The following is a 16,026-nucleotide window of genomic DNA, read 5'->3' on the forward strand; positions in this document are numbered from 1 at the left end:
GACGCCAGCTTGCTCGCGAGAGGACCGAACGTGCGCCCCTTCCTGCTGATCTCCCCCGCCTTCGCGCCCCAGACGAGCGTCGGCGCCTTCCGCTGGGTGAAGCTCGCGCGGCACCTGCCGCGCCACGGCTTCCGCGTCGCCGTCCTGTCGGGGACCTTCCCCGAGGATCCGCGCGACGACGGGCTGCTCGCCGCGCTGCCGCCCGAGGTCGAGGTCTTCGACGAGTACCTCGATCCGGCCGTCCTCGCCGCGGGCGCCGCGCTGCGCGCCCTCCGCGCGCAGGCGCCGCTCCCCGCGGGGCGCGCGGGGCCGCTCGTCGGGCTCCGCCCGTTCCAGGCGATCACCGATCGCTGGATCGCGCACGCGCCGCGCGGGGCGCGCGCGGCGGTGGCCCTGGCCCGCCGCACCGGCGCGCGCGCCGTCGTGGTGAGCGCCGGGCCGTACTCGGCCTGCCCGGTCGGCCTCCACGTGAAGCGGGCGCTCGGCGTGCCGCTCGTCCTCGACATGCGCGACCCGTACTCGCTGCACGAGACGGGGAGCGGGCCGCCGTCCGGCCTGGCCGAGCGGGCCCGGCGCGCCATCGTCCCGCGCCTGGAGCGCCGCTGGCTCGAGGGCGCCGACCACGTGATCTTCAACACGCGGGCCGCGCTCGAGGCCTACCGCGCGCGCTTCCCCGAGCTCTCGTCGAAGTCCTCGTTCGTGCGCAACCACTTCGATCTCGCGCTGTACGCGCCGCCGCCCGCGCCGGAGCCGCCCCGCCGCTTCGTCGTGCTCCACCTCGGCACGATCCGCGAGGAGGCTTCGGCGGACCAGATAGGCGCCGCGCTGCGGCGGTTCATCGACCGCGAGCGGCTCGCGCCGGGCGACGTCGTCCTCCGGCAGATCGGCCGGATGTCCGACCACGATCGCGCCTGCTTCGAGCGCCTGGGGCTCACGCCGTACATCGAGGCGCTCCCCCCGGTCCCGCAGCGCGACGTGCTCGGCGAGCTCAGGCGGGCGCACGTGCTGCTCGCGATGCTCAGCCCCCACGTCGTGCTGCGCGTCTCGGCCAAGACCTACGACTACGCCGCGTCGGGGATGCCCGTCGTCAGCGTGACCGCGAACCGCGAGGTCGAAGAGCTCCTCTCGTACCGGAGCGACAACGCGCGCGTCGCGCCGGACGACGCGGACGGCATCGCCGCCGCGCTCGCGCGCCACCTCGCGCGCTTCCGGGAGACGGGCGCGCTGCCGGTCCCGGCGCCTCCGCCCGCGGCGCTGTCGTCCGAGGCGGCCGCGGCCAGCGTCGCCGCGATCCTGGACCGCGTCATCGCCGACGCGCCCGCCGCCCGTCGCGCCCGCCAGCCTGCTTGAAACCGATTGCCAGGGATCTGGTTCGCGAGCGAGGAGAGATCTCAACGCAAAGACGCAAAGACGCAAAAATGCACGAAATTTACTCTTTTTTGCGCCTTTGCGTCTTGACGCCACGGACTCAATCGACAACCCGGGGACCCGGCCGATGAGCTGGACGGCACGCTCGGATCCAGGTGGCCGCCACCCGGACGTCCGCCAGACGAGGGCAACCGGTACACGACCGTCGCCTGCTCCTCGTCGATCTCCACCCGTGCCACCAGGGTTCGGATCAACTGACGGCGCCCCTGCCAATCGAGGTGCTCCAGACCCTGCCCAACGCGCTCGGCGAAGTCTTGCAGCCGCGTGACCACGGCGCTCAGGACCGCGTTGTGGGAGAGCCTGTCCTCGGCTTCCTTGGCGGCCTGCTCTGCCCTTCGGATCTGTTCGCGCAGGCGCTCGGCGCGCGGCCGCAGCTCCTCCAAGCAAATCGCGCCTGCCTCGTAGGCATCCAGCAGCCGTTTGAGGCTGCGCTGGTGGTGGACGACCCATCGCTCGGCTTGAGCGCGCTCGAGCTGCGCATCAGTCGCGGCGCCGTCGTCGGCACTGCGGCGCAGCCACTCCTCTTCGAGTCGTTCGGGCTCTTGCAGCACCTGCCGCACCGAATCCCAGACCTGCGCGTCCAGCATCTCGGCGCGTACCGAGGGGTTGTTGCAAGCACGCGCAGCTCCGTCGCGCACCGCTTGCACACTGTTGCAGCAGTAGTAGCGGTAGATGACCGAGCTCGACGGCTTCGAGACCGATCGGCCGCAGAAGGCGTAACCACAGCGCGCGCAGACAACGAGGCCCTGCAGCAAGTAGCGTTGCCCTCGCGCGTGCCGCTGCGACAGCTGCCTGTTACGCATCATCTGCTCGCCCGCGGCGGCAAAGACCTCGGCCGACACGATCGGCGGCACCGGGATCGAGATCCACTGGTCGGCCGGTCTTCGCCGGAATGTCCTCGCACTACCGCGCGCTATCCGGAGCTTGCTCCGTCGAGGTCGAAGCGGCCGCGACTCAACCGACTCGCGCTTGCCGTAGGCGGCTTGTCCCATGTAGGCCGGGTTGCGGAGCAGCTCGTACACCCTTGCCCCTCTCCAACAGCCACCCCTGGGTGTCGGGATCTGCTGCGTGTTGAGCCGGCGCGCGATCGCCTGCAGAGGCATCTGCTGGTGCACGAAGGCGTCGAAGATGGCGCGCACGACGTTCGCCTCCGACCGCACGACCTCGTAGTGCGCCGACTCGGCATCCGAGCGACGCACGTAGCGGTAGCCATACGGAGCGGTCGACAGCGGGTTGACCATCCCTTGCCTGGCCCGGTGCAGCTTCCCGCGACGGCATCGCTCCGCGAGCCGCGCTCGCTCGTACTCGGCGAGCATCCCTTGGACCTGAACCAGCAGCTGGTCCTCGGCGTTCACCCCGGACGCGCCTTGCAGAAACACGACCGTGACGCCGCGTGCAGAGAACTCTTCGAGCAGCAGCACCTGGTAGGCGTAGCGTCGCGCAAGTCGGTCGGGGCTGTGGACGTACAGCAGATCGACCGCCCCCTCGGCGATGCGGTCGCGAAGCCGCTCCAGCGCCGGCCTGATCAGCGTTGCGCCGCTGCACCCATCGTCGACGTACACGTCTGCCGGCAAGACGTGATGGCCATCGGCCAAGGCTCGCTCCTTCAGCGCCGCCACCTGGCTGTCGACCGTGGCCTGCTTGGTCTGCCGATCCGACGAAACACGCGCGTACAGCGCGACCTTCTTCATGCAGCCTTCCCTCCCTTGCCACGCGCTCGAGGCACCTCAGTCGGCTGTCGCCGCGCCAGCGCGTCGACCTCCGAACGCACCTCGCGCCGGGTCGGCGGCACCACGATGGCGTAGGCCAGCTTCAGCTGCTCCGCCGACCGGTGCGTGGGCTCAAATGTGACCTCGATGCGTCTGCTGCGCCGCATGCCGCGCGGCCTAGCAGGCGCGCCACGGGCCTCAGCCAGGCGACGTGATGCGCCCCGACTCAGCCACCGCTCCCCCCGTCTCCGCCGCCAGGCTTCCGAGCTCGGCAGGCGCGTGGTGGCCTACAGGACGAGCGGGCGATCGAAGCCCGCCACTGGAATTTGTCGATTGAGTCCGTGCCGTCTTTGCGCCTTTGCGTTGAAATCTCGCTCCGGATCCCTGGCAGGGCTCCTGGTGGGTGGAACTAGACTGGCGCGCGCCGCGCCGCCTTCGCGGCGCCATCCCCCTTCCTCGGAGCTGTGCATGCGCTTTCTCCACCCCGAGCATGACGAGAGCCTGGAGCTCGCGCTCGAAGACGTGTTCCTGACCCCCGGGTACTTCGCCGGCGGCTCCCGCCTCGAGACCGACCTGCGCCCGGCGGACTTCCCTGGCGGCTCGCACCCGATCGTCTCGGCGAACATGAACGCGGTCACCGGCAAGCGGATGGCGGAGACGATGGCCCGCTTCGGCGGCCTCGGCGTGCTCCCGCAGGACATGGATCTCGACACGGTCGAGCGCATCGTCCACCACATCAAGCGCGCCGACCCGCGCTACGACACGCCCCTCTCGGTCTCCCCGCGGGCGACGCTCCGCGACGTGCACGGCATCATCCGCAAGCGATCGCACGACATGGTGGTCGTGGTCGACGACGAGCGGCGGCCGATCGGCATCGTCACCCACGCCGACCTGCGCGACCGGGACCAGTACACGCCCGCGTCCGCGCTCATGTCGTCGCGCCTCATCACCATCCAGGCCGGCACGCCGAACCGGACGGCCTTCCTGCTGATGGAGGACGCCCGCGTGAAGGCGGTCCCCGTGCTCGACGGGGACGGGCGGCTCCACGGCGTGCTGACGCGCGACGACGCCGTGCGGCTCGAGCTGCTCAAGCCGACGCTCGACGGCGGCGGCGAGCTCATGGTCGCGGCGGCGATCGGGATCTCCGCGCAGGCGGCCCAGAGCGCCGCGCGCCTGCTCGAGATCGGCGTGTCCGCGATCGTGCTCGACACCGCGCACGGCCACCAGCGCCGGATGATCGAGGCGATCCGCGCCGTGCGGGGCGCCGTCGGCGACGCCGTCCCGCTCGTGGCCGGCAACGTCTGCACGGCGGAGGGCACGCGGGCGCTCATCGAGGCGGGCGCCGGCATCGTGAAGGTGAACGTCGGCCCCGGCGCGATGTGCACGACGCGCATGCAGACCGGCGCCGGCCGCCCGACGTTCTCCTCGGTGCTCGCGTGCGCCCGCGAGGCGCGCCGCCACGGCAAGCGCGTCTGGGCCGACGGCGGCGTCCGTCACCCGCGCGACGTGGCGCTCTACATCGCCGCCGGCGCCTCGCGCGTCATGGTCGGGACGACGCTCGCCGGCACGTACGAGAGCCCGGGCGACGTCATGGAGGACCGCGACGGGCTGCTCTACAAGGAGAACTACGGCATGGCGAGCGCCCGCGCGGTCAGCGAGCGCACCGCGGATCTCGACGCGTTCGAGCGCGCCAAGAAGGCCTTCTTCCGCGAGGGCATCTCGACGTCCCGCATCTACATCCACGAGGGGCGCGAGAGCGTCGGCGCCATCCTGATCGAGATGATCACCGGCGTGCAGTCGGCGTGCACCTACGCCGGCGCGGCGAACCTCGACGAGCTCCACGACAAGGCCGTCATCGGGGTGCAGACGCTGGCGGGGTACGGCGAGGGCAAGCCGCACGGAATCGAACGGCGCTGAGCGAGCGGCGTGGATGGAGCGGCGTGGATGGAGCGGCGTGGATGGAGCGGCGTGGATGGAGCGGCGTGGATGGAGCGGCGTGGATGGAGCGCGACGCGGCGCGCGACGCGCTCATCGCGCCATGCTTCCCATGCGCGCGAGCCGCGGCGCGGGATGACGGAAAGGTGACGTGACTTCCACCCGGGCAGCGACGAACCTCCGGCTGCTTACCGTCGAGGTCCTCCATGCCGAACGCACCCGCTCCACGTTTTTCCGCCGCGCGCCGCGCCGTTCGCCGGTTCGTCGGCCGCACCTGGTTGTCCGTGTTCGGCTGGCGCGTGGAGGGCATGACGGAGCTCCCGTCGAAGGCGGTGATCATCGCGGCGCCCCACACATCGAACTGGGATTTCCCGTTCACGCTCGCGGTCAGCTACGTGCTTGACCTCGAGTTCTCCTGGCTCGGCAAGCACACGCTCTTCGAGCCGCCGTTCGGCTTCTTCTTCAAGTGGCTCGGCGGCGTCCCCGTCGACCGCCGCGACCGGAACAACCTCGTCGCGGCCGTGGTCGACGTGCTGAAGGAGCGCGACGAGCTCATCCTGATCGTCGCGCCCGAGGGCACGCGCTCGCGCACGAAGCGCTGGAAGACGGGCTTCTACTACGTCGCGCTCGGCGCCGGCGTCCCGATCCTCCTCGGATACCTCGACTTCCCCCGCAAGCGGGGCGGGATCCTCCACGTGTTCCACCCGACGGGCAACATCGAGGCCGACATGGCGGCGATCTGCCGTCACTACGAGGGCATCGAAGGGAAGCACCCGGAGCGGATGAGCGAGATCACGCTCGGCGCCAGGGGTGCTCCGGCGAACGGGGCCGTGCAGCACCCCTGAGCTCGGGCCGACGGCGCGCGAGCCCGCGCGCACGCCGCCGGGTGCGCTCGTCAGCGCAGGGACGGCGCGCGGACCGACGAGGCGGGCCCCGTCGTGATCCTCGTCGTCAGCACGCCCGCGAGCGCCCATTCGAACGCGGAGCGGTCGGCGTACACGTTGAAGCGGCCGCCCGTGGCGAGGTTGGCGACCGTGACGCCCATGGCGACGAGCCCTGGCCGCACGAGGATATGGACCTCCTTCAGCTTGCCGGGGTTCCGCAGGTGCCACGCCGTGAGCCTGGCCCGGACGTCGCTGTCATAGCCGGTGCCGAGCTCGAAATCGTCGAACACGACCGGGTGCACGCCCGCCTCGACGAGGGTCTCCAGGTGCCTGATCGCCGGCTCGATGAGATCGAGCGACGCGTACCCCTCGAGGCGCCTCGTCACGACGTCGGACGCGGGCGTTCGAACATCGAGAACTCCCCGCCCGGTCGACCAGCGATCGCCCCGAGCTCCGAGCCGTGTGTGTGCCAAATCCATCTCGATTTCGAGACTTTAGTCTATGGGCGGCGCTCCGCCATGCGATCCGTCCGAGCCGCGCCGTTCCCCGACGCCGGGGGCGCGCGCTGCGCTCGCGGGCGGCGCCTCGCCGGCCGGGCGCGCGAGGCGGCGGGGTTTCCGGCGCGTCGAGCACGCCCGGCGGGAAAGGCCGCCTCCCGCTGCGTCGAGCGCCGTCGGCGTGGCCGAAAGCGGCTATGATGCCGCGGCTGTTTCGGCCGCCGGCCGGTGCTGGCGGCTCGCGAGGCGTCTTCGCCCGCAGCAGAGGGACGAAGGAGGAGCTACCGAGATGAGAGGACATGTTTCCAGGGTGCTGCGGCTCGCTGTCGTGGCGTTTGCGTGCGCGCTGATGGCGGGCTGCGGCGGCCCGCTGCGCTACACGCCGCAGGGCATCGGGAAGGCGCCGGGCGCGGACGCCGTGATCATCGCCGACGTCAACTTCGACGCGGCCATGACCCGCCTCGACATCAACGCGAAGGACCTCCCGCCGCCCGATCGCCTCGACTCGAGCGGCGCCGCCTACGTCGTCTGGGCGCGCCCGGACAGCGACTCGCCCTGGCAGCGGATCGGCGCGCTCACCTTCGACCCCGACGCCCGCACCGGCAAGCTCAAGGACGTGAGCGTGCCGCTCACCCGGTTCGAGCTCGTCATCAGCCTCGAGAAGGCCGCCAATCCCGAGTCGCCGTCCTCGGAGCTCGTCTTCAAGCAGGACGTCGAGTACTGACGAGACGGCGGCTCCGCCGGGGGTGCATCTTCGCAGCGCTGCTCGAACCGCTCCCGGCGCGCGCGTCTCAGCCGTCTGGCGCGACCCGCGGCGCCAGCGTCATCACCGTGACGCCAGCCGCCCCTCGTGATGCTGTCGAGGCGTGATGGTCGCCCCTCCCATCGAGGCGGGCGCCGGCCGCCGGACCCGGCCGCGACATGCCGCCGCCGCCCACCGTGGATCGCGTGAATGCCCGCGAGCGCCGGTGCATCGAAGCGCGGTGAGTGAAGATTCTCCTCCTGTCGCAGTGGTATCACCCCGAGCCGATCGCGCGCCCCCATCTGCTCGCAGAAGCGCTGGCCGAGCGCGGGCACCAGGTGACGGTGGTGACCGCGTTCCCGAACTACCCGCATGGCCGCATCTATCCGGGGTACCGACAGCGCCTCTGGGACGTGGAGCACGCGAGCGGCACCAGGGTGATACGCCTCCCGACCTACCCCGATCACAGCCGATCGCGCGTGCGGCGGACGCTCAACTACGCGAGCTTCGCTGCCTCGACCGCGTTGCTCGGGACCGCCCTCTCCGGGCCGGCGGACGTCGCCTGGGTCCACAACCCCCCGCCGAGCCACGCCCTCGCCGCCTCCTGGCTCGCCGCGCTCCGCCGGATACCGTGGGTCTATGAGGTCCAGGATCTGTGGCCCGAGACCGCGGCGGCCTCGGGCATGCTCGACAGCAGGCTCGTGTTCGCTGGCATCGATCGCGTGAACCGCGCCCTCTTCCGGCGCGCCGCGGCGATCACCGTCATCAGCCCGGGGCTCGAGCGCGCGCTCTCCCGCAGAGGCGTCTCGACAGACAAGGTGCACCTGATCCCGAACTGGGCCGACGATCGGATCTACAGGCCGGTGGAGCCCGACCCGCAGCTCGCAGCGGAGCACGGGTTGTCGGGGCGGTTCGTCGTCCTCTTCGCCGGCAACATGGGCTCTGCCCAGGCCCTCTCCAGCGTGCTCGACGCGGCCGAACGGCTGCGCGACCTCACCGACGTGCGGTTCGTGATGGTCGGGGACGGGAACGACGCGGTCAGGCTCCGGCGCGAGGCTGAGGCGCGGGCTCTCTCGAACGTCGTCTTCATCGGCCAGCAACCTCATGAGCGCATGCCGCATTTCTTCGCGCTGGCCGACGTGGCGCTCTCGCACCTCCGGCGCGATCCGCGCTTCGAGATCACGATCCCCTCGAAGATCCCGGCCTACATGGCCGCCGCCAGGCCGGTGCTCGTCGCGGCGGGCGGGGATCCGGCGGATCTGGTGCGCAACAGCGGGGCGGGGCTCGCCTGTGAGCCCGAGGACCCGGCGGCGCTCGCGGACGCCGTGCGGCGGTTGCACGGCATGACGCCGGAGGCGCGGCGCGCGATGGGGGAGGCCGGCCGGCTCTATTTCCTTCGCTGGTTCACGCGAGAGCCGCTCGTGCGTCGTTATGAGGAGATCTTCGCGCGCGCGGCGGGTGAAGCATTGTCGTGAGGACGCCGGCGCCCTCGGGCGCCGGCGCGAGGCTGGGGGTATCTAAGGACGCAATGCACCGGGGCATTGCGGTGAGCAACGTTTCTTGGGCGAAACGACAGACACAGCGGTGAGCATTATGCAGGGTTACAAGGATCGGCGGATCATCGTGACCGGTGGGGCGGGCGCGATCGGCGGCTCGCTCACGGCGGCTCTGGCCGACGCGGGCGCGGAGGTGATCGTGGTGGACGACCTCTCTTCCTCCTCCCGCTGGGGCATCCCGGCGCGGCGCAACGTGCGCTTCGTGGAGGGGAGCGTCGTTGATGACGGCTTGCTCGCGGCGGTGTTTCGCGAGCAACCCTCGCATGTCTTCCACCTCGCCGCGCTGTTCGCGAACCAGAACTCGGTGGACAACCCGGAGCGCGATCTCGAGGTCAACGGCCTCGGCACGTTGCGGGTGCTGCAGCACGCGCAGCGCAGCGGGGCGCAGCGCGTCGTCTTCGCCTCGTCCGGGTGCGCGCCCTACGGCAGCGACCCGCCGCGGCCCGTCCACGAGGAGCACCTCGCGCTCGACGTCCACACGCCTTACCAGGCGACCAAGCTGCTTGGCGAGCTCTATTGCAATTATTTTTGCGATCATTCGGCCGGCCACGACGGGCTGAGCACCGTGCGGGTCCGCCCCTTCAACTCGTATGGTCCGGGCGAGGTCCCTGGCCGATACCGCAATGTGATCCCCAACTTCGTCTACTGGGCCCTGCGCGGCGAGCCGCTGCCGATCACCGGGACGGGAGAGGAGACCCGCTCGTTCACCTACGTGGGCGACATCGTCGATGGATTTCTCCGGGCGGGCACCGCGGCGGCCGCCTCGGGCGAGGCGTTCAACCTGGCGTCGGGCGAGGAGATAGCCATCCTCGACGTCGCGAGAGCCATCAACGAAATGACGGGCAACCGCGCGGGCGTCCGGTTCGTCGAGCGCCGGGCGTGGGATACGCAGCGCCGTCGGGTCGCGTCCACCGACAAGGCCCGTCGCGTCCTCGGCTTCGAGGCGCAGACGGGCCTGCGCGAGGGGCTCGCGCGCACCGTGGCGTGGTTCCGCGAGCGCTGGGCCCAGATCGAGGCCGACGCGCGCTTCTAGGGCCATGCGCGTCGCGCTCTGGGGCCCCCTCCCGCCGCCCACCGGCGGAATCACGCGGTGGATGCGGAATTACCTCGACGCGGCGGCAGCGGCGGGCGTCGAGGCGGACGTCATCGACACCTCGCCCCGAGGCGCCTCGATCGATCCCGTGAGCAGGCTTCGCCCCGCGCGCGTGGTCCGCGCGGGCGAAGCGCTGGCGGCGCTTCACCGGCTGCTCGCGCGACGCCGGCCGGATGTCGTTCATCTGTGCACAACACTGTTCTGGGCGACCGCGCGCGACGGCCTCGCGGTGGAGCTGTGCCGTCGCGCGGGGGTGCCGGCCGTGCTCCACCTGCGCCTGTCGCCGCAGATCATCGCCTGGCATCGGGCCCTGCCTTGGCCGGCTCGGCAGGCCGTGCGCGCCGTGCTGGGCCGCGCCGCAGCCGTCATCACGCTCTCGGAGGAGCTGCGGTGTTACGTGCAGGCCTTGGTTCCAGGGGGCCGCGTCCTCCGGATCGCCAACCCGGTCGACACCGGCGGCTTCCACCCCGCTGCCGCCGCGCCGCGCTCGCCCGGCCAGCCGCTGCGGGTTCTCTTCGCGGGGCTCGTCACGCCGCAGAAGGGGGTCCTGGAGCTCGCGCGGGCCGTGCTGGCGGTCGAGGGCCTGACCCTCGCGCTGGCGGGGCCTCGCGACGCAGGCGGCGCTGCCGGCCCGTCCCGCCGCCTCGACGAGGCGCTCGCGGAGCTCGAGCGGCAGGGCCGCCTGAGCCTGCTCGGCGACGTGCCCGAAGACGCGATGCCCGCGGTCTACCGCGACGCGGACGTCTTCTGCCTACCGAGCCATGGCGAGGGGATGCCCAACGCGTTGCTGGAGGCGATGGCCAGCGGCCTGCCCTGCGTCGTCACGCCGGTCGGCGCGGTGCCGGAGGTGATCCAGGGCGAGGGCGGTCGGGTGGCCCTCCTGGTGGCGCCGGGAGACGAGGACGCGCTGCGGGGCGCGCTCCGCTCCTTGCGCGACGACCCTTCCCTGCGGGCGCAGCTCGGCGAGGCCGCGCGCCGGCGCGCCGTGCGCCGTTATGCGAGCACGGCGATCATGGCGGAGTACGCCGCGCTGTATGCGCAGCTCGCAGCGGCCAACGCCTCGCGTCCCGAGCCCCGGGACGAACATCACGGCTGCGCGGGGCCGTAGACCGTGCGCCGAGCGGCGTCGGGAAGCTCGCCCACCATGCTGGCGAAGGCGGTGTTGGTCGGGACGACGACCGTGAGCTTCGCGCTCGGATCGACCCAGATTTGTTCTTTTTTGCGACTTTGTGACTTCGCGACTTTGCGTTGAAATCTCTCGCCAGATCCCTGGCCAGACCTCTGACGGGCGGAACTAGCTCTACTGCGGGAAGTCGGGCGGGGAAGTGAACCGCCAAGCCGTCGAGGGCGCCAAGAAAACCGGGGAACAGGGGGGGATGCTCGGACGGCCCCCCGGCGCGCTGCGGGCGCCGCGCGTCGCAATAGGGGCTCTCCCGATCCGTTTGGCTGCTGGCGTCCTCTCGATTCCATATCAGTCTAGTGCGCCGATGATCGACCGCCTGCGCGTCCGTCAGGCTCGGATCGAGCCTTGAGGGGACGTCGCCGTTCCCGCCAGAAGCGGAGGAATCGAGATGTCAGTGCGAGCGGACCTCTTCAGAAGCGCTCCGTTCACGAAGGTTCTGTCGCCGCTCGTCATCGCTGCTGCTTTGACAGCGGTCGACTGCGCTCGTCCCCGGCAGGCGCCGGGGCCGGAGGTTGGCGACGGCGGGAACGGCGGGAACGGCGGAGGCGGCGAGGACGGCGGAGGCGAAGGCGGCGGAGGCGGAGCGCCTTGCGTCACGGCCGCGGACTGCCCCGGGGTCGACGGCGCGTGCCAGCTGCGCACCTGCGAAGGCGGCCGGTGCGCCCTCGACGCCGCGCCGCGGGGAAAGCCCGCGGGCGAGCAGGTCCTGGGCGACTGCAAGGCGCGCGTCTGTGACGGGCATGGCGCCGTGATCGAGCTCGACGACGACCAAGACACCTTCTCCGACGGAGACCCGTGCTCGGCCGACGTGTGCGTCGCCGGGGCGCCGAAGAACCTCCCGGCGCCGGCGACCACGGAGTGCGGCGGGCCCGACGCGATCGGAGCGCGCTATTGTGATGGGAACGGCGCTTGTGTCGAGTGTCTCGTCGCCGGTGATTGCCTGAGCAACATCTGCGTCGAGAACAGCTGTGTCGCGCCCGATTGCGGCGACGGCGCGATGAACGGCGCCGAGACCGGCGTCGACTGCGGCGGCTCGGATTGCGTGCCGTGCGCGGATCTCGAGGCCTGCCTCACCGGCGCGGACTGCCGGAGCGGGATCTGCGCGGACGGCAGGTGCCGCGCGTCGTCGTGCACCGACGGCGCGACGAACGGGGCGGAGACCGACGTCGACTGCGGCGGACCGGCGTGCTCGCCTTGCGCCACCGGCAAGGCGTGCGCCGCGGACGGCGATTGCCTGGGCGGCCGCTGTTCAGGGACGACGTGCCTCCCGTCGTGCACCGACATCGCCCGGAACGGGGCGGAGACCGATATCGACTGCGGCGGCCCCGCGTGCGTCGGGTGCGCCGCCGGAATGCGCTGCGCCGTCGGGCGCGATTGCCTGAGCCACGTGTGCAGCTCGGCAGGCACCTGCGCCGCACCGGTCTGCGGCGACGGCGTGGTCAACGCCGCCGCCGAGGCGTGTGATGACGGCAATACGAGCACCACGGACGCGTGCCTCACCACGTGCGTCGCCGCCTCGTGCGGGGACGGGTTCGTCCGCGCGGGCGTCGAGGCGTGTGACGACGGAAACGCAAGCAACACCGACGTCTGCACGACGAGCTGCGCGCGCGCCGTGTGCGGGGACGGGTTCGTCCGTGCCGGCGTCGAGGCGTGTGACGACGGGAACCGGAACGCGGGCGACGGCTGCAGCCCAGGGTGCCTGCTCGACGGCTGCGGCGACGGCGTGATCCAGGCCGGCGAGGCGTGCGACGACGGCGACGCCGACAGCGCCGACGGCTGTCCTATCACCTGTCGCCTCGCGAGGTGCGGCGACGGCTTCGTGCGGGACGGCGTCGAGGGGTGCGACGACGCCAACACGTCGAGCGGCGACGGCTGCAGCGCGGCCTGCGTCGTGGAAGCGCGGTACACCTGCCGGGGCACGCCGAGCGTGTGCACGTACTCCAAGGAGCGCAACTGCAGCGACGCGGCGGACGACGACCTCGACGGCGAGACGGACTGCGCCGACCCGGACTGCGCGCTCGGCTGCGACGATGCCATCGGCGCGTGTTCGCCCGGGCAGGTGTTGTGGGTGCAGTCGTCCACGGACATCCCCAAGACCGTCACGGATCGCGCGGTCGCTGTAAGCGTCCTCCCGGTCGTCTCGAGGGGCGCGATCCGGCGCGTGACGCTCGAGCTCGATATCGTGCATTCGTTCGACGGAGATCTCGATATCTCGCTCACCTCTCCGGCTGGCGCGACGGTCGATGTGTCGAGCGACAACGGCGGCTCCGGCGACAACTACCGGAGGACCGTCTTCGACATGGGCTGCGCGACCGCGGTCACGGGAGCGATGGCGCCGTTCCGCGGCTGCTTCCGCCCCGAGTCGTCGTTCGCGGCCTTCCTCTCGGGGCCGGCGAACGGCACGTGGACGCTCCGGGTCGGGGACGACGCCGGGTCCGACTCCGGTACGCTGACCGCGTGGTCGCTCGCGCTCTGCATCGACCCGTGATCGCAGGGCGGCGCGGCCGCGCGCGCGCCGCCAGCCACGCTGTCCGCCGCGCGCGCCGCGAGGGCTGCAACCAGGGTAGGCGCGGGCAGGCGCGGCCGCGCCCGGCCGGCCCGATCGGCCGGGCTCGCCAGGCGTGGTCTCCCGTACCGGCGGCCTTCGATCCATGCCAGGGTGCGCTCGTGCCCTGGGTCCGCGCATCGCTTCGAGGTCAAACCGTCTACGCTCGCGCCGACGCCGCCGGCGCCCTGGTCGCGGAGGAGGGCGGCGGCGTCGAGATCCGCTACAAGCCGCACGACGGCCGCAGGTACAAGGCGCGCGCCGACAACCTGACCGTGGTCGACCCGAAGGTGTTGCCCGACGACACCTGTGGGCCTGCGGAGGCGGTCGTGAAGGCGCGCGCCGGCGAGCAGCCCGAGGGAGGCGCGGCCGCCCCGGCGCCGGCCGGGCGCGCGCAGCGCAAGGCGCCGGCGCGGGGGGAGGCCGGCGCGGCGCCCGTCCCGGAAGGGGCTGTCATCGTCTACGCGGACGGCGCGTGCTCGGGGAACCCGGGGCCCGCGGGGCTCGGCGTGGTGATCATCGACGGCGGCCGGCGGATCGAGCGCAGCGAGTTCCTCGGCAATGCGACCAACAACATCGCCGAGCTGACGGCCATCCTCCGCTCGCTCGAGGAGGTGGACGAGCCGGGGCGGCCCATCGTCATCCACACGGACAGCCAGTACTCGATCGGCGTGCTCCAGAAGGGGTGGAAGGCGAAGGCGAACGCCGAGCTCATCGCCTCGCTGCGCGGCGCGCTCGCCGCGCGGCCGCGCGCGCGCCTCGTGTATGTGCCGGGGCACGCGGGCGTGCTGCTCAACGAGCGCGCCGACGCGCTCGCGCGCGAGGCCGTCCGCGAGCGCGCCTCCCGTCGGACGGTGTACCCCGGCTCCGGCTGAACCATCCGGGCCGCGCGGGGCCGGAAACGCGTGGAACCGCCTGGGGCCCAGTGGTAGAGGCGCGCGATGCGTGTTTCGCTCCGCCTCGCCCTCGCCGGGCTCGTCGCCGCCGCCGCCTTCGCCTCGCCGCTCGCCCACGCGGTCGTGAGCGAGCGGATCGTCGCCGTCGTCGGCGATCGCGCCATCCTGCTCTCGGATCTGCGGCAGCGGGCTCGCCCCTTCCTGCTGCAGATCCAGGCCCGCGTTCCGCCGGGCGCGCAGCAGGCGGCGGCCGAATCGCAGGTCTTCCGCGATCTCCTCCAGAAGATGGTGGACGAGGAGCTCGAGGGCCAGGCCGCCGAGAAGGCCAATATCCGCGTGAGCTCCGAGGAGATCGAGAACGCCTTCCGGAACATCGCGGCCGCGGAGCAGATGACGGTCGATGAGCTGTTCCGGACGGCGCGGGCGAGCTCGGGGCTCACCGAGCAGGAGTACCGCGACGAGATCCGCCGGCAGATCCTCGAGGGCAAGATGCTGCAGCTCCGGGTGAAGGGCCGGGTGCGCATCACCGAGCAGGACGTGCGGTCCGCCTTCGATCGGCTGGTGCGCGAAGAGCGCCGGCGGCGCGACTACCACCCGGCGTGGATCGTCCTGCGCGTCCTGCCCGGCTCGAGCGCCGAGGCGGTCGAGGAGCGCCGCGCGCTCGCCGTGGCGCTCGCGGAGCGCGCGCGCGGCGGCGAGGATTTCGCGGCGCTCGCGCGGCAGTTCTCGGACGACACCGCGACCCGCGAGGAGGGCGGCGACCTCGGGGTCCGCGCGCCGCAGGGGACGCAGGCCGCGGTGACCGGCCAGCGCGAGGTGATGGCCCCGGAGCTCGAGGCCGCGCTGATGGCGATCGAGCCGGGCGGCGTGACCGGGCCGATGCGCGCGGGCGACGCGTTCGTGGTCATGAAGCTCCTGAGCCGCCAGCCGTCCCGCTTCACGACGCTCGAGGCGGCTCGCCCGGAGGTCTTCCAGCGGCTGCAGGCGGAGATCATGACGAAGGCCAAGCAGAAGTGGCTCGACGACCTGAAGCGCGGGACGCACGTGGAGGTCCGGCTCTGACGCGCAAGGGCGAGCGGGCGGCGCGCGCGGGCGGCGCGCGCGGCGAGGGGGGCGCGGTCGTCCCCGAGTGCACCGCGTGCGGCACCTGCTGCTTCTCGGCCCTGCCGGAGTACGTCCGGGTCTTCGGCTGCGACCACGATCGCATGGACGATCGCGCGCGGGGGCTCACGCGCTTCATCGGCAACCGCTGCTACATGCGCATCGAGGACGGCCGCTGCGCCGCGCTCACGCTGGACGCGGAGCACGGCCGCTTCCTGTGCTCGATCTACGAGGTGCGCCCCGACTGCTGCCGCGCGCTCGAGCGCGGCAGCGGCGCGTGCCTCGGCGAGCTTCACGAGAAGCGGGAGCGGCCGCTCCTCGCGCTCGAGGCGCTCCGCCGCCGCGCGGGCGGCGAGGGAGGCGCGGGCGGCGCGGGGAGCCCAAACGGCGCGGGCGGCGAGGGTGGCGCGGGGGGCCCAAACGACGCGGGGGCGGCGGGCGGCGCCGTGTAGGCGCG

13 protein-coding genes are annotated in these 16,026 nt (G+C 72.2%); 11 read left to right on the forward strand and 2 right to left on the reverse strand.

What is annotated here, in order from left to right; genetic code table 11:
- Nucleotides 1-30 precede the first annotated feature (30 nt).
- Nucleotides 31-1,350: a glycosyltransferase gene (locus WMF27_RS05500; RefSeq protein ID WP_437761299.1), complete on the forward strand. Its 1,320-nt coding sequence runs from the start codon at nt 31-33 to the stop codon at nt 1,348-1,350.
- Between the two features lie 41 nt (nt 1,351-1,391).
- Here WMF27_RS05500 and WMF27_RS05505 read toward each other — a convergent pair whose 3' ends face one another.
- Complete coding sequence (locus WMF27_RS05505) at nt 1,392-3,119, reverse strand: recombinase family protein (RefSeq protein ID WP_437943914.1); 1,728 nt, start codon at nt 3,117-3,119, stop codon at nt 1,392-1,394.
- A 486-nt stretch (nt 3,120-3,605) separates the two neighbouring features.
- On the opposite strand from WMF27_RS05505, the gene WMF27_RS05510 reads away from it, so the two are divergent.
- Both WMF27_RS05510 and WMF27_RS05515 read left to right on the forward strand, forming a co-directional pair.
- Nucleotides 3,606-5,054 carry a GuaB1 family IMP dehydrogenase-related protein gene (locus tag WMF27_RS05510; protein ID WP_437761298.1) on the forward strand — a complete coding sequence of 483 codons (1,449 nt, stop codon included), beginning with the start codon at nt 3,606-3,608 and terminating at the stop codon, nt 5,052-5,054.
- Nucleotides 5,055-5,278: 224 nt separating this feature from the next.
- On the forward strand, nt 5,279-5,917 hold the full coding sequence (locus WMF27_RS05515; RefSeq protein ID WP_437761297.1) for a lysophospholipid acyltransferase family protein: 639 nt from the start codon (nt 5,279-5,281) through the stop codon (nt 5,915-5,917).
- Nucleotides 5,918-5,967: 50 nt separating this feature from the next.
- On the opposite strand, the gene WMF27_RS05520 is transcribed toward WMF27_RS05515, so the two are convergent.
- Nucleotides 5,968-6,342 (reverse strand): hypothetical protein, encoded by a 375-nt coding sequence (locus WMF27_RS05520; RefSeq protein ID WP_437761296.1) that lies wholly within the window; start codon nt 6,340-6,342, stop codon nt 5,968-5,970.
- A 400-nt stretch (nt 6,343-6,742) separates the two neighbouring features.
- Here WMF27_RS05520 and WMF27_RS05525 point away from each other — a divergent pair, with 400 nt between their 5' ends.
- From WMF27_RS05525 to WMF27_RS05560, 8 genes are all read left to right on the forward strand, one after another.
- A complete protein-coding gene (locus WMF27_RS05525) occupies nt 6,743-7,177 on the forward strand; it encodes a hypothetical protein (protein ID WP_437761295.1) in 435 nt (144 codons plus the stop codon).
- A 263-nt stretch (nt 7,178-7,440) separates the two neighbouring features.
- Nucleotides 7,441-8,670 carry a glycosyltransferase family 4 protein gene (locus tag WMF27_RS05530; protein WP_437761294.1) on the forward strand — a complete coding sequence of 410 codons (1,230 nt, stop codon included), beginning with the start codon at nt 7,441-7,443 and terminating at the stop codon, nt 8,668-8,670.
- A 118-nt stretch (nt 8,671-8,788) separates the two neighbouring features.
- The gene (locus WMF27_RS05535) at nt 8,789-9,784 is read left to right on the forward strand and encodes an NAD-dependent epimerase/dehydratase family protein (RefSeq protein ID WP_437769898.1); all 996 of its coding nucleotides are present in this window, start codon (nt 8,789-8,791) and stop codon (nt 9,782-9,784) included.
- A 4-nt stretch (nt 9,785-9,788) separates the two neighbouring features.
- Nucleotides 9,789-10,952, forward strand: a complete 1,164-nt coding sequence (locus tag WMF27_RS05540) for a glycosyltransferase family 4 protein (RefSeq protein ID WP_437761293.1) — start codon at nt 9,789-9,791, stop codon at nt 10,950-10,952.
- A gap of 463 nt (nt 10,953-11,415) precedes the next feature.
- The gene (locus tag WMF27_RS05545; RefSeq protein WP_437761292.1) at nt 11,416-13,515 is read left to right on the forward strand and encodes a DUF4215 domain-containing protein; all 2,100 of its coding nucleotides are present in this window, start codon (nt 11,416-11,418) and stop codon (nt 13,513-13,515) included.
- A 179-nt stretch (nt 13,516-13,694) separates the two neighbouring features.
- Complete coding sequence (locus tag WMF27_RS05550; RefSeq protein ID WP_437761291.1) at nt 13,695-14,447, forward strand: ribonuclease HI; 753 nt, start codon at nt 13,695-13,697, stop codon at nt 14,445-14,447.
- A 66-nt stretch (nt 14,448-14,513) separates the two neighbouring features.
- The gene (locus WMF27_RS05555) at nt 14,514-15,530 is read left to right on the forward strand and encodes a peptidylprolyl isomerase (RefSeq protein ID WP_437761290.1); all 1,017 of its coding nucleotides are present in this window, start codon (nt 14,514-14,516) and stop codon (nt 15,528-15,530) included.
- Nucleotides 15,482-16,021, forward strand: a complete 540-nt coding sequence (locus tag WMF27_RS05560; protein WP_437761289.1) for a YkgJ family cysteine cluster protein — start codon at nt 15,482-15,484, stop codon at nt 16,019-16,021. Before WMF27_RS05555 ends, WMF27_RS05560 begins: the two co-directional genes overlap by 49 nt.
- Nucleotides 16,022-16,026: the final 5 nt, after the last annotated feature.

The sequence above is a fragment of the Sorangium sp. So ce281 genome, assembly GCF_051527395.1.
Lineage (GTDB): Bacteria > Myxococcota_A > Polyangia > Polyangiales > Polyangiaceae > Sorangium > Sorangium cellulosum_B.